Here is a 13,092-nt window from a genome sequence, read left to right as displayed (position 1 = left end):
GGGAGGATCGACATGAGCGACGGCAAGACCGGCCTGCAACTGCGTTCGCGGATCAAGACGAGCGGTGAGCTCGAAATCTCGCTGCTCGACATGCCGACCCCCGAGCCCGCCGCGGACGAGGTTGTCGTCCGCGTCGAGGCGGCGCCGATCAATCCGTCTGATCTCAGGCTCCTCATCGGCGCGGCGGATATGAGCACGGCAAAGGCTTCCGGCACCAAAGACGCGCCCGTCATCACCGCGAACGTGCCGGAAGGCGCGATGCGGGCGATGGCAGGCCGGCTCGATGAGTCCATGCCGGTCGGTAACGAAGGCGCGGGCGTCGTAATCAGGACCGGCTCGTCGGATGCCGCGAAGGCGCTGATGGGCAAGACCGTAGCCATGATCGGCGGCGCGATGTATACTCAGTATCGCACGTTGAAAGTGCGCGAGTGCCTGCCGCTGCCGGAAGGCACCACGCCGGCCGAAGGTGCCTCCTGCTTCGTCAATCCGTTGACCGCGCTCGGCATGACCGAGACCATGCGGCGCGAGGGTCACAAGGCGCTGGTGCACACTGCGGCCGCCTCCAATCTCGGCCAGATGCTGAACAAGATCTGCATCAAGGACGGCATCCCGCTGGTCAACATCGTGCGCAGCAAGGAGCAGGCCGACATCCTGCACAAGATCGGCGCCAAATATGTCATCGATTCCACTGCGCCGAGCTTCCTCGATGATCTCACCAACGCGCTGGTCGAGACCGGCGCCACCATCGCATTCGACGCCATCGGCGGCGGCAAGCTCGCCGGCGACATCCTCAACTGCATGGAAGTCGCGATCAACAGGACCGCGAAGGAATACAGCCGCTACGGCTCCAACGTGCACAAGCAGGTCTACGTCTATGGCGCGCTCGATGTCCGCCCGATCGAGCTGCCGCGCGGCTTCGGCATGGCCTGGGGCGTCGGCGGCTGGCTGCTGTTTCCGTTCCTGATGAAGATCGGGCAGGCGGACGGGGCCAGGCTGCGCCAGCGCGTGGTCGACGAACTGAAGACCACGTTTGCCAGCCACTACACCAAGGTGGTGTCGCTTTCCGAGGCGCTCGATCCCGCCAACATCGCGGTCTACGCCAAACGCGCCACCGGCGAAAAATTCCTCATCAACCCAAATAAATAATCGCCACGTGCGACGGCACGTCACCCAAAGAAGGACTTGCCTTCTGAGCGAGGCGGGAGATTATTCCGCCGCCATTGAAAGCGGAAAACCGCAAGGCGCGCTCAGAAGGGGACTTCTCCATGACCGATCTCAACCGCCGCCATTTGCTCGCAGGCGCCGCCGCCCTCAGTGCGGCTGCGATTACCAAGCTTGGATCGACCACCGCCAATGCCGCGGTGCCGCAAGCCGGCACCCAGGCGCCTGGCTTCTACCGCTACAAGGTCGGCAGCTACGAGTGCACCTCGATCAATGACGGCGCGCGCACTTTCCCGATGCCGGACAAGTTCGTCGTCAACGCGCCGAAGGAGGAAGCGCTGGCCGCGGGCGAGGCGGCCTACATGCCGAAGGGCATGGTCACGGTGCCGTTCAACCCGCAGCTCATCAACACCGGCTCCAAGCTCGTGCTGATCGATACCGGCAACGGTGTCGCCAATCTCGAGTCCAGCAAGGGGGCTGTCGGCCGCACGCTGCAGAACCTCCAGGCCGCCGGCGTCGACCCCAAGAGCATCGATATCGTGCTGCTCTCGCATCTGCATCCCGACCACACCAACGGCATTCGTCTCGCCGACGGCGCGCTTGCCTTCCCCAATGCGGAGATCATGGTGCCGGGCAAGGACTGGGAGTTCTGGACCAGCGAGGACAACGCCGCCAAGGCCGAGTCGAACGGGATGATGAAGAACTATTTCGCCAATGTGAAGAAGACCTTTGCCGGCCTCGAATCCAAGGTGACGAAGTACGAGTGGGGCAAGGAGGTCGCGCCGGGCATCACGTCGATCGCGACGCCCGGCCACACCCCGGGCCACACCTCGTTCGCGGTCGCCTCTGGCGATGCCAAGGTGCTGATCCAGTCCGACGTCACCAACATCCCCGAGTTCTTCCTGCGCAATCCGGACTGGCATGTGGTGTTCGACACCGATGCTGCGCTGGCGCAGGAGACCCGCCACAAATTCTACGACATGGCGGCGGCCGAGAAGGCGACCGTGATCGGCTTCCACTTCACCTTCCCCTCGGTCGGCCATGTCGAGAAGGACGGCGCCAAATATCGCCTGATCCCGTCGGCGTGGAATCCGACGATCTGAGCCGATTTGCGGATTTGTACCAAGGAGTCAGGCCGCCACTTGGCGGCCTGATTGTTTGGGCAACCGTTAAGAAACCCAGCGTTTCCAAATCCGACCGGTCCATGCACTTGCATCCATCACTCGGGATCGCTTAAGTGCCGCCCCGGCACTCCCGCTGAAGATTTCGAGGACACTCCATGGCCTATAACATCGTCACGATCGCCGGCAGCCTGCGCAAGGACAGCTTTTCGCTGAAGATCGCCAATGCGCTCGCCAAGCTCGCGCCGGCCTCGCTCAAGCTCGAGGTCGTCACGCCGGCCGGCATCTCGTTCTTCAACCAGGACCTCGAGGGCGCGCCGCCGGCCGACTGGCTGTCCTTCCGCGAAAAACTTCAGAAGTCAGACGGCGTCATCTTCGTCACGCCGGAATACAATCGCGCGATCCCGGGCGTGCTGAAGAACGCCATCGACGTCGCCTCGCGGCCCTATGGCAAGAGCTCGTTCAACGGCAAGCCGGTCGGCATCATCGCGAACTCGCCGGGCCCCCTCGGCGGCGTCAGCGCCGCCAAGACGCTCCAGAACATCCTGCCGGGCATTTCCGGCCCGATCATGCAGCAGCCGGAGGCCTATCTGAACGGGGTGGGCGACGCCTTCGATGCCGACGGCAATTTGATCAAGGAGTCCCTGAAGCCCGTGCTCCAGGCCTATATCGACGCGTTTGCGGTGCACGTCGCGAAGCATCACGGCTGAGGCTAAATCGTCCGCAGCCACAGCGTGGGCCCTCATCCTGAGGAGACCGCGAGGCGTTCGTCTCGAAGGATGGCTCCGGGAAATTGCCGGGCCTTCATGGTTCTCGCGGCGATGCGAAGCATCGTCCGCTAGACGGCGCTTTGCGCCTCCTCACCATGAGGGTCCGCTAGCGTCGCGCGCGGGGCCCAGCCGCCCGAAATTAGCACGCCCTTAACCAACCTGTCCCATCTTCCCAGGATGGTCTCCCGCGCGCGCCTGAAATCGATCCTGACCGGTCTTGCCCTCTATGCGATGGCGGCCGCCATCGTCGGCTATTTCGGCGTCAACGCATATACCGGCAAGTACGGCCTCAACGCCCGCCAGGAACTCGACCAGGAGATCGTGGCGCTGACCAGCGAGTTGGCCCAGCTCAAGCGCGAGCGCGCCAGGAGCGAGCAGCGCGTTTCGCTGCTGCGCTCCGCGAAGATCGACCCCGACATGCTGGACGAGCGGGCGCGCTTCCAGCTCGACTACGTCAATCCGCGTGATCTCGTCCGGACGATCCCGGCGAACTGACAACTCTTCCTCAAGCTGAAGGACTGGAACCGGATTGCCGCCTTGACGGGATCGTGGCAACCGGCTCATGGCTTCCAGCGCCATGGCCAGGGTTGACGCAGATCAACCGGGCCGTGCCGGCACGCTCTAAATTGCCACCCGGAGGAAACAGTGATGAATGGGCAATCCCCCCGGCATCACGCGGCCCGTGTCGAGGCCGCCATTACGTCGGGCCAGGCGGCACGCTCGTCGCTCGTGGCCTCGTGGCGCCGTTCATCCCGATTGCATCGTCTCGATCCCGCCGGCCGTAGCTCGCCGAACCGGCTGAGCGAAGCCGAGCTGCACCGCGCGCGGGAGCGCGTCGCGCCGCTGCTCGCCGCTGCGCGAGGTGCGATGGACCGGCTCTACCAGGCGGTCGGCGCCAGCGGCTGCTGCGTGCTTCTCGCTGACGGCGAGGGCGTGCCGGTCGATCGCCGCGGCACCCCGGCGGACGACGCGACTTTTCAGTCCTGGGGCCTCTGGACCGGCGCGCTCTGGAGCGAAGAGCATGAGGGCACCAACGGCATCGGTACTTGCCTCGTCGAGCAGCGTCCGCTGACGATCGACCGCGACCAGCATTTCTTCACCCGCAACACGCTTCTGAGCTGCACTGCCGTTCCGATCTACGACCATGAGGCTGCGTTCGCGGGCGTGCTCGACGTCTCCTCCTGCCGCGCCGACCGCACCGACGTGTTTTCCAGTCTGATCGCGCTCGCGGCCGGCGAGGCGGCCAGGCGTATCGAGGCCGATCTGTTTCGCAGGGCCTTCGCCCATGCCCGCATCGTGCTGACGCAAGCTGCGGACGGCCAGTGCGGCGGCCTCGTTGCGGTCGATGCGGACGATCTCGTGATCGGTGCGACCCGGTTCGCCCGAGCGGGACTCGGGATTGCGCCCGGCCGGGCGTTGCAGCCGATGCCCGCCGCCGATCTTCTCGGCGGCGACACCGCGCGCGACCATCTTGCCGGCGGTCAGCGCGCAGTGTTGCAGCGGGCGCTCTTGCGCGCGGGCGGCAATGTCTCGGCGGCCGCCAAGGCCCTCGGCGTCAGCCGCGCCACGCTGCACAGGAAGCTCAAGCGGTTCGAGCTGAACGCGCATTGAGCTGCTGATAGACCCTCATGGTGAGGATCGCGAAGCGGTCATCTCGAACCACAAGATGCCCTGCCGTCATCCCCAGCCATCCTTCGAGACGCGCGCAAGAGCGCGCTCCTCAGGATGAGGTCAGTATGTGCGGCGGCATCATTACGTGCGGCGGCACGACGTGCAGCCTCGTCACCTGTCGCAGAACTGCGACAGGTCGGTGCCGTCATCGCGCCTATCAGGGCTGACAGAAGCCGCCTCCCGCGACATCGTCGGCCCAAGTCGCGACCACGCGACGAATTGCGCAAACAGCAAACATCGGGAGTGATCAATGAACAAGGTAGAATTCCTCAGCGTCACCAAAATTCCCTTCGCCGAACGCTACGACAATTTCATCGGCGGCAAATTCGTCGCGCCGATCTCCGGCAAGTATTTCGACAACGCCTCGCCGGTGACGGGCCAGATCGTCTGCAAGATCGCGCGCTCCGACGCGCAGGACGTCGAGGCAGCTCTCGACGCAGCGCATGCCGCGAAGGCCGCCTGGGGCCGCACCAGCGTCGCAGAGCGCGCCGCGATGCTGAACCGGATCGCCGACCGCATGGAAGACAATCTCGAGCGTCTCGCCATCGCCGAGACCTGGGACAACGGCAAGCCGATCCGCGAGACCCGCGCCGCCGACCTCCCGCTCGCCATCGATCATTTCCGCTATTTCGCCGGCGCCATCCGCGCCCAGGAAGGCTCGATCGGCGAGATCGATCACGACACCGTCGCCTACCATTTCCACGAACCGCTCGGCGTAGTCGGCCAGATCATCCCCTGGAACTTCCCGCTGCTGATGGCCTGCTGGAAGCTCGCGCCCGCGCTCGCCGCCGGCAATTGCGTCGTGCTCAAGCCGGCCGAGCAGACCCCGGCCTCGATCATGGTCTGGGCCGAGATCATCGGCGACATTCTGCCGCCCGGCGTCCTCAATATCGTCAACGGCTTTGGCCTGGAAGCCGGCAAGCCGCTCGCGTCCAGCCCGCGCATCGCCAAGATCGCCTTCACCGGCGAGACCACGACGGGCCGGTTGATCATGCAATATGCCAGCCAGAACCTCATTCCCGTCACGCTCGAACTCGGCGGCAAGTCGCCCAACATCTTCTTCAGCGACGTCACCGCCGAAGACGACGACTTCTTCGACAAGGCGATCGAAGGTTTCGTCATGTTCGCGCTGAACCAGGGCGAGGTTTGCACCTGTCCGAGCCGGGCGCTGGTCCATGCCGACATCTATGACCGCTTCATGGAGCGGGCGCTGAAGCGCGTCGCCGCGATCAAGCAGGGCGACCCGCGCGCGGCCGACACCATGATCGGCGCGCAGGCTTCCGGCGAGCAGCTCGCGAAAATCCTCTCCTACATCGACATCGGCAAGCAGGAGGGAGCAAAGGTGCTGGCCGGCGGCGGACGCGCCGAGCTCGGCGGCGATCTCGCCGGCGGCTTCTACGTCCAGCCGACCGTGTTCGAGGGCCACAACAAGATGCGCGTCTTCCAAGAGGAGATCTTCGGCCCGGTCGTTTCGGTCACGACCTTCAAGAGCGACGAAGAGGCGCTCGAGATCGCCAACGACACACTCTATGGCCTGGGGGCCGGCGTCTGGAGCCGCGACGCCAACCGCTGCTATCGCTTCGGCCGCGCGATCCAGGCCGGCCGGGTCTGGACCAACTGCTACCATGCCTATCCCGCGCATGCGGCCTTCGGCGGCTACAAGCAGTCGGGCGTCGGGCGCGAGACCCACAAGATGATGCTCGATCACTACCAGCAGACCAAGAACCTGCTGGTCAGCTACAGCCCCAAGAAGCTCGGCTTCTTCTGATCGGGCGGGCGGGCGAAGAGGGCGGCGCTGTTCTGCGCCGCCCGTTCCAAATGTCGGGACCGCGTTGGCAACGTTGCTTGACGCGGTCACGAATCTGCGCGTGCGGCGACCGTGTCGATTTGTTGCCCGATCCGCGTCAAAGATTTTGCAATATTACGATCACGTTGCAGTGCGGCATAATGAAAGTCGTGGCATGCCGCCGCGGTGCTTTCCAAGGGCGTTTGACTTGGGTTAGAGAGGGCTGAAGTTTTCTCTGACCCGGAATTCCCATGGCCGCACCCAAGAAAGCCGCCGCAAGCACTGCACAGGACAAGACCGACGGCGGTTCGCCCCCGGAATTCACCAGAGAGCAGGAGCTCAAGGCGCTCCGCGACATGCTCCTGATCCGGCGGTTCGAGGAAAAGGCCGGCCAGCTCTACGGCATGGGCGCGATCGGCGGCTTCTGTCACCTTTATATCGGCCAGGAGGCCGTGGTGGTCGGGATGCAGATGGCCCTGAAGCCGGGCGATCAGGTCATCACCGGCTATCGCGATCACGGCCATATGCTCGCCACCGGCATGGAGGCCAACGGCGTCATGGCCGAGCTCACTGGCCGTCGCGGCGGCTATTCCAAGGGCAAGGGCGGCTCCATGCACATGTTCAGCAAGGAGAAGCACTTTTACGGCGGTCACGGCATCGTCGGCGCCCAGGTCTCGCTCGGCACCGGGCTCGCTTTCGCCAATCACTATCGCGACAACGACAATGTCAGCGTCACCTATTTCGGCGACGGTGCGGCCAACCAGGGCCAGGTCTATGAGAGCTTCAACATGGCGGAGCTCTGGAAGCTCCCGGTGATCTACGTCATCGAGAACAACCGCTACGCCATGGGCACCTCGGTTTCGCGCGCCTCGGCGCAGCAGGATTTCTCCAAGCGCGGCGCCTCTTTCAACATTCCCGGCCAGCAGGTCGACGGCATGGACGTCCGTGCCGTCAAGGCCGCCGGCGACGAGGCGGCGGCGTGGTGCCGCGCCGGCAAGGGACCCTTCATCCTGGAGATGCAGACCTACCGTTATCGCGGCCACTCGATGTCCGATCCCGCAAAGTACAGAACGCGCGAGGAGGTCGAAAAAGTCCGCCACGACCAGGATCCGATCGAGCAGGTGCGCAACCGCCTGTTGGCCGCCAAGGTCAGTGAGCAGGATCTGAAGGCGATCGACGCCGAGGTGCGCGACATCGTCAACGCGTCCGCCGATTTCGCCCAGCATGATCCCGAGCCGGATGCCGCCGAGCTCTGGACCGATATTTACCGCTGAACGCGCGCAAGCTTTCTTTTGGAGTCGATATGCCAATTCAAGTGCTGATGCCCGCGTTGTCGCCCACGATGGAGAAGGGCAACCTCTCCAAATGGCTGAAAAAAGAGGGTGAGACGATCAAGTCCGGCGACGTCATCGCCGAGATCGAGACCGACAAGGCGACCATGGAAGTCGAGGCGACCGATGAAGGTACGCTCGGCAAGATCCTGATCCCCGAGGGCACCGCCGACGTGGCCGTGAACACGCCGATCGCGACGATTCTGGCCGATGGCGAGAGTGCCGCCGATCTCGCCAAGGCGCCCGCGCCTGCCCAGCAGCAGAAGGCGGCCGAATCCGCAGCTCCTGCCGCCGCGAAGGCCGAGGCTCCAGCTCCCAAAGCTGCGCCGGCACCGCAGGCCGTCGCAGAGCCCGATCCGGAAGTGCCTGCCGGCACCGAAATGGTGACGCAGACCATCCGCGAAGCCCTCCGCGATGCCATGGCCGAAGAGATGCGCCGCGACGCCGACGTCTTCGTGATGGGCGAAGAGGTCGCCGAATACCAAGGCGCCTACAAGGTGACGCAAGGGCTGCTTCAGGAATTTGGCGCCAAGCGCGTCATCGACACGCCGATCACCGAGCACGGCTTTGCCGGCATCGGCGTCGGCGCCGCGATGAGCGGGTTGAAGCCGATCGTCGAGTTCATGACCTTCAACTTCGCCATGCAGGCGATCGACCAGATCATCAACTCCGCGGCCAAGACGCTCTACATGTCCGGCGGCCAGATGGGCTGCTCAATCGTGTTCCGCGGGCCCAACGGTGCCGCTTCTCGCGTGGCCGCTCAGCACAGCCAGGATTATTCGTCCTGGTATTCGAACGTCCCAGGCCTCAAGGTCGTCGCGCCGTTCTCGGCCGCTGATTACAAGGGCCTGCTCAAGGCTGCGATCCGCGATCCCAATCCGGTGATCTTCCTTGAGAACGAGATGCTCTACGGTCACACCGGCGAGGTGCCGAAGCTCGACGATTTCGTGATTCCGATCGGCAAGGCGCGCATCGTGCGCTCGGGCAGCCATGTCACCATCATCTCGTGGTCGAACGGCATGAGCTACGCGTTGAAGGCCGCCGACGAACTCGCCAAGGACGGCATCGAGGCCGAAGTGATCGACCTGCGCACGCTGCGTCCGATGGACACCGAGACGATCGTCAACTCGGTCAAGAAAACCGGCCGCGCCGTTACGGTGGAAGAGGGCTGGGCCCAGAGCGGCGTCGGCGCCGAGATCGCCGCGCGGATCATGGAGCATGCCTTCGACTATCTGGATGCGCCTGTAACCCGCGTCTCCGGCAAGGACGTGCCGATGCCCTATGCCGCGAACCTGGAAAAGCTCGCGCTGCCTTCGGCTGCCGAAGTGGTCGAGGCCGCCAAAGCCGTCTGCTACAGGTAGACCATGGCGGGCCCGAAGGAGCAGCCATTGCCACCCGACGTCCTCGTCCGCGATGATGCGGTCGAGATCCTGCGCGTCTTCGTGCTGGACGGCGGGCTGTCGATGGCGTTCCAGCGGGCTTTCGACGAGCCCGACATGTGGGGCCTGCTGCTCGTCGATCTCGCCCGTCATGCCGCGCGCGCCTATGCGCGCGAGAGCGAATACACCGAGGAGGACGCGCTGAACCGGATCATCGAGATGTTCCAGGCCGAGATCGAGCGTCCCACCGACACCGGCACCACGACGCCGCGCGGGAAGGGGCACTGACCGTGGCGATCGAATCCTATCATTTCGATTTCATGCTGGAGGCGATCCGCGAGGCGGAAGCCTCGATCGCGCAAGGCGGCCTGCCGATCGGCGCCGTGCTGACCCGCGACAACAAGGTGATTGCCCGCGGCCACAACAATCGCGTGCAGGAGAACAACCCGATCCTGCACGGCGAGATGAGTTGCCTGCGCGAGGCGGGTGCGATTTCGTTCCACGATACCGTCATGTACACCACGCTGTCGCCATGCGCGATGTGTGCCGGTGCGCTCGCGCTGTTCAAGGTCAAGCTCGTGGTGATCGGAGAGTCCGTCACCTTCCCGGGCTCCAAGGACATCCTCGACAAGTTCGGCATCCCCTGGATCGACCTTGCCGACGACCGCTCCATCACCATGATGAAGAATTGGCGTTCCATCCCTGCCAATGAGCGCCTGTGGCAGGGCGACATCGGCAACTAACCTGGTCTGTCCGTCTTCGGTCCGGAGACGGATTTTTGCAAAGTTCTTCTTGAGGTCAGCATGCCCATCAACATCCTGATGCCCGCTCTTTCGCCGACGATGGAGAAGGGCAACCTCGCCAAGTGGCTGAAGAAGGAAGGCGACAAGGTCAAATCCGGCGACGTCATCGCCGAGATCGAGACCGACAAGGCGACCATGGAGGTCGAGGCGATCGACGAGGGCACGATCGCCAGGATCCTCGTGCCCGAGGGCACGCAGGACGTCCCGGTCAACGACGTGATCGCAGTGCTGGCCGGCGAGGGCGAGGACGTGAAGGCGGCAGGTGCCGCCAAGCCCAGCGCTTCGGCTGTGCCTCCGAAAGCCGCTGAAGCTACTGCTGCTGCACCGGCTCCAGCGCCTGCCGCGCCCAAGGCCGCGCCGGCGCCCGCCGCCGCACCTGCACCGCAGGCTGCAGCACCGGCTGCGCAGAGCAACGGCCATGCCGGCCGCGTGTTCTCCTCGCCGCTGGCGCGCCGGCTCGCCAAGGAAGCTGGCGTCGATGTTGCGATGGTGACCGGCACCGGCCCGCATGGCCGCGTAGTGGCCCGCGACGTCGAGCAGGCCAAGTCCGGCAAGGGCCTCAAGGCGCCCGCCGCGGCGCCGTCAGGCGCGCCCGCGAGCGCGCCGACCATGTCGGACAAGCAGATCCTGTCGCTGTTCGAGCCGGGTTCTTACGAGGTCGTCCCCCATGACGGCATGCGCCGCACGATCGCGCAGCGCCTGACCGCGTCGATCCAGAACGTTCCGCACTTCTACCTCACCATCGACTGTGACATCGGCAAGCTGCTCGCCGCGCGCGAGGAGATCAATGCGGCTGCTCCCAAGGACAAGGAGAAGAAGCCCCTCTACAAGATCTCGGTCAACGACTTCGTCATCAAGGCGATGGCGGTCGCGCTGCAGAAGATCCCGAACTGCAATGTGAGCTGGACCGAATCCGGCATGGTCAAGCACCACCATTCGGACGTCGGCGTCGCGGTGGCGATGCCCGGCGGCCTGATCACGCCGATCATCCGCAAGGCGGAGACCAAGACCCTGTCGACCATCTCCAACGAGATGAAGGATTTTGCGACACGCGCCCGCTCGCGCAAGCTGAAGCCCGAAGAGTACCAGGGCGGCACGACGGCCGTCTCGAACCTCGGCATGTTCGGCATCAGCCACTTCACCGCCGTGATCAATCCGCCGCATGCCACCATCCTCGCGGTCGGCACCAGCGAGGAGCGGCCTGTGGTCCGCGGCGGCAAGATCGAGATCGCGAACATGATGAGCGTGACCCTGTCCTGCGATCACCGCGCCATCGACGGCGCGCTCGGCGCCGAACTGATCGGTGCCTTCAAGCAGTTGATCGAAAACCCTGTGATGATGATGGTGTAGCCCGGGGGAGGCGCGGGGTGAATGCGAACGCGCTGGCCCTGGATCTCCTTGTTGCTCTCGGCTGTGGTTGCACTCAATCCGGTCGGGCTCGATATTCTGCATTCCGCGTTCTTTGCCGGCGAGCAGCTGGCACGGAGCATCGGCCAGGCGGTCATTATGATCGCGCTGGCTATCATGGCCGGCGCGATCCTGCTCGAATGGCTGGTCAGGGTTTTGATTTCCAGGCGCCGCGCCCGCGGCGCCACTTGAGTTGAACGGGAGCCGCCATGGCCGATACATCCTTCGACATCATCATCATCGGCTCCGGTCCGGGCGGCTATGTCACCGCGATCCGCGCCGCCCAGCTCGGCTTCAAGGTCGCGATCGTCGAGAAATCCTATCTCGGCGGCATCTGCCTGAACTGGGGCTGCATCCCGACCAAAGCGCTGCTGCGCTCGGCCGAAATTTACCACTACATGCAGCACGCCAAGGATTACGGGCTGTCCGCCGATAACATCTCGTTCGATCCCAAGGCCGTGGTGCAGCGCTCGCGCGGCGTCTCGAAGCGGCTGAACGACGGCGTCGGCTTCCTGATGAAGAAGAACAAGGTCAGCGTGATCTGGGGCGCGGCTTCGATCGACGCGCCCGGTAAGGTGACGGTGAAGAAGTCCGACGTCGAGGGACCCAAGGGCACGCTCGGCGAGGGGGCTTATCAGGCCAAGCACATCATCGTCGCGACCGGCGCGCGGCCGCGGGTGCTGCCGGGGCTCGAGCCCGACAAGAAGCTGATCTGGACCTACTTCGAGGCGATGGTGCCGGAGCGGATGCCGAAATCGCTGCTGGTGATGGGCTCGGGCGCGATCGGGATCGAGTTCGCATCGTTCTTCAAGACGATGGGCTCCGACGTCACGGTGGTCGAGGTGCTGCCGCAGATCCTGCCGGTCGAGGACGCCGAGATTGCCGCTCTTGCCCGCAAGCGCCTCGAGAAGCAGGGCATCAAGATCCTCACCAACACGGGCGTGACGAAGCTGGAGAAGAAGAGCGACAGCGTGGTCGCGACGCTCGATGACGGCAAGGCGAAGCAGACCGCCGAGTTCGAGCGCGTGATCTCGGCCGTCGGCGTGGTCGGCAATATCGAGAATCTCGGTCTCGAAAAGCTCGGTGTCAAAACCGAGCGCGGCTGCATCGTGATCGACGGCTACGGCAAGACCAACGTTCCCGGCATCTATGCCATCGGTGACGTCGCGGGTCCCCCGATGCTGGCTCACAAGGCCGAGCATGAGGGCGTGATCTGCGTCGAGGCGATCAAGGGCCTGCATCCGCACCCCATGGACAAGCTGATGATCCCCGGCTGCACCTATTGCAACCCGCAGGTCGCCTCGGTCGGTCTGACCGAAGCCAAGGCCAAGGAGAACGGCCGCGAGATCCGCGTCGGCCGCTTCCCCTTCGTCGGCAACGGCAAGGCCATCGCGCTCGGCGAGGACCAGGGCCTGGTCAAGGTCATCTTCGACAAGAAGACCGGTCAGCTGCTCGGCGCGCACATGGTCGGCGCGGAGGTCACCGAGCTGATCCAGGGCTACGTCGTCGCCATGAACCTTGAGACGACGGAAGAGGAGCTGATGCACACGGTCTTCCCGCATCCGACGCTGTCGGAGATGATGAAGGAAGCCGTGCTGGATGCTTATGGAAGGGTGCTGAATATTTGACATCAGACCCGTCATCCTGAGGTGCGAGCGCAGCG

General features: G+C 64.5%; 13 protein-coding genes. All 13 read left to right on the top strand.

The features are described from left to right. Positions 1–12: 12 nt before the first annotated feature. Positions 13–1,146: a zinc-binding dehydrogenase gene (locus tag AC0L2F_RS06575; RefSeq protein WP_473247879.1), complete on the top strand. Its 1,134-nt coding sequence runs from the start codon at positions 13–15 to the stop codon at positions 1,144–1,146. Between the two features lie 119 nt (positions 1,147–1,265). Then, positions 1,266–2,264, top strand: coding sequence for an MBL fold metallo-hydrolase (locus AC0L2F_RS06570; RefSeq protein ID WP_473247878.1), 999 nt, complete (start codon positions 1,266–1,268; stop codon positions 2,262–2,264). A 176-nt stretch (positions 2,265–2,440) separates the two neighbouring features. Further along, positions 2,441–2,992: an NADPH-dependent FMN reductase gene (locus AC0L2F_RS06565; protein ID WP_007610777.1), complete on the top strand. Its 552-nt coding sequence runs from the start codon at positions 2,441–2,443 to the stop codon at positions 2,990–2,992. Positions 2,993–3,229: 237 nt separating this feature from the next. Beyond that, positions 3,230–3,547 carry an FtsB family cell division protein gene (locus tag AC0L2F_RS06560; protein ID WP_007590617.1) on the top strand — a complete coding sequence of 106 codons (318 nt, stop codon included), beginning with the start codon at positions 3,230–3,232 and terminating at the stop codon, positions 3,545–3,547. 153 nt (positions 3,548–3,700) lie between these two features. Continuing rightward, the gene (locus AC0L2F_RS06555) at positions 3,701–4,663 is read left to right on the top strand and encodes a helix-turn-helix domain-containing protein (protein WP_473247877.1); all 963 of its coding nucleotides are present in this window, start codon (positions 3,701–3,703) and stop codon (positions 4,661–4,663) included. A 310-nt stretch (positions 4,664–4,973) separates the two neighbouring features. Beyond that, positions 4,974–6,491 (top strand): aldehyde dehydrogenase, encoded by a 1,518-nt coding sequence (gene adh, locus AC0L2F_RS06550; RefSeq protein ID WP_063996203.1) that lies wholly within the window; start codon positions 4,974–4,976, stop codon positions 6,489–6,491. Between the two features lie 269 nt (positions 6,492–6,760). Beyond that, positions 6,761–7,783, top strand: a complete 1,023-nt coding sequence (pdhA, locus tag AC0L2F_RS06545; protein WP_007590620.1) for a pyruvate dehydrogenase (acetyl-transferring) E1 component subunit alpha — start codon at positions 6,761–6,763, stop codon at positions 7,781–7,783. 29 nt (positions 7,784–7,812) lie between these two features. Next, positions 7,813–9,201 carry a pyruvate dehydrogenase complex E1 component subunit beta gene (locus AC0L2F_RS06540; RefSeq protein ID WP_007610773.1) on the top strand — a complete coding sequence of 463 codons (1,389 nt, stop codon included), beginning with the start codon at positions 7,813–7,815 and terminating at the stop codon, positions 9,199–9,201. A gap of 3 nt (positions 9,202–9,204) precedes the next feature. Next, entirely contained in the window at positions 9,205–9,507 is a 303-nt protein-coding gene (locus AC0L2F_RS06535) for a DUF5076 domain-containing protein (protein WP_007590623.1), read from the top strand. A 2-nt stretch (positions 9,508–9,509) separates the two neighbouring features. After that, entirely contained in the window at positions 9,510–9,962 is a 453-nt protein-coding gene (locus AC0L2F_RS06530; RefSeq protein ID WP_007610771.1) for a nucleoside deaminase, read from the top strand. 60 nt (positions 9,963–10,022) lie between these two features. Next, positions 10,023–11,372 carry a pyruvate dehydrogenase complex dihydrolipoamide acetyltransferase gene (locus AC0L2F_RS06525; protein WP_473247876.1) on the top strand — a complete coding sequence of 450 codons (1,350 nt, stop codon included), beginning with the start codon at positions 10,023–10,025 and terminating at the stop codon, positions 11,370–11,372. 21 nt (positions 11,373–11,393) lie between these two features. After that, positions 11,394–11,621 carry a hypothetical protein gene (locus AC0L2F_RS06520; protein ID WP_007610765.1) on the top strand — a complete coding sequence of 76 codons (228 nt, stop codon included), beginning with the start codon at positions 11,394–11,396 and terminating at the stop codon, positions 11,619–11,621. A gap of 17 nt (positions 11,622–11,638) precedes the next feature. Continuing rightward, entirely contained in the window at positions 11,639–13,057 is a 1,419-nt protein-coding gene (gene lpdA, locus AC0L2F_RS06515; RefSeq protein ID WP_473247875.1) for a dihydrolipoyl dehydrogenase, read from the top strand. Positions 13,058–13,092: the final 35 nt, after the last annotated feature.

It is taken from the genome of Bradyrhizobium sp. Ken64 (genome assembly GCF_055807555.1).
This window is presented reverse-complemented; position numbering and strand designations above follow the sequence as displayed.

What these genes read in the sequence shown, in the direction of transcription:
- AC0L2F_RS06520 (WP_007610765.1), top strand. Translation starts at nt 11,394, where the DNA reads ATGCGAACGCGCTGGCCCTGGATCTCCTTGTTGCTCTCGGCTGTGGTT.
- AC0L2F_RS06525 (WP_473247876.1), top strand. Translation starts at nt 10,023, where the DNA reads ATGCCCATCAACATCCTGATGCCCGCTCTTTCGCCGACGATGGAGAAG.
- AC0L2F_RS06570 (WP_473247878.1), top strand. Translation starts at nt 1,266, where the DNA reads ATGACCGATCTCAACCGCCGCCATTTGCTCGCAGGCGCCGCCGCCCTC.
- AC0L2F_RS06540 (WP_007610773.1), top strand. Translation starts at nt 7,813, where the DNA reads ATGCCAATTCAAGTGCTGATGCCCGCGTTGTCGCCCACGATGGAGAAG.
- lpdA (WP_473247875.1), top strand. Translation starts at nt 11,639, where the DNA reads ATGGCCGATACATCCTTCGACATCATCATCATCGGCTCCGGTCCGGGC.
- adh (WP_063996203.1), top strand. Translation starts at nt 4,974, where the DNA reads ATGAACAAGGTAGAATTCCTCAGCGTCACCAAAATTCCCTTCGCCGAA.
- AC0L2F_RS06535 (WP_007590623.1), top strand. Translation starts at nt 9,205, where the DNA reads ATGGCGGGCCCGAAGGAGCAGCCATTGCCACCCGACGTCCTCGTCCGC.
- AC0L2F_RS06560 (WP_007590617.1), top strand. Translation starts at nt 3,230, where the DNA reads ATGGTCTCCCGCGCGCGCCTGAAATCGATCCTGACCGGTCTTGCCCTC.
- pdhA (WP_007590620.1), top strand. Translation starts at nt 6,761, where the DNA reads ATGGCCGCACCCAAGAAAGCCGCCGCAAGCACTGCACAGGACAAGACC.
- AC0L2F_RS06555 (WP_473247877.1), top strand. Translation starts at nt 3,701, where the DNA reads ATGAATGGGCAATCCCCCCGGCATCACGCGGCCCGTGTCGAGGCCGCC.
- AC0L2F_RS06565 (WP_007610777.1), top strand. Translation starts at nt 2,441, where the DNA reads ATGGCCTATAACATCGTCACGATCGCCGGCAGCCTGCGCAAGGACAGC.
- AC0L2F_RS06575 (WP_473247879.1), top strand. Translation starts at nt 13, where the DNA reads ATGAGCGACGGCAAGACCGGCCTGCAACTGCGTTCGCGGATCAAGACG.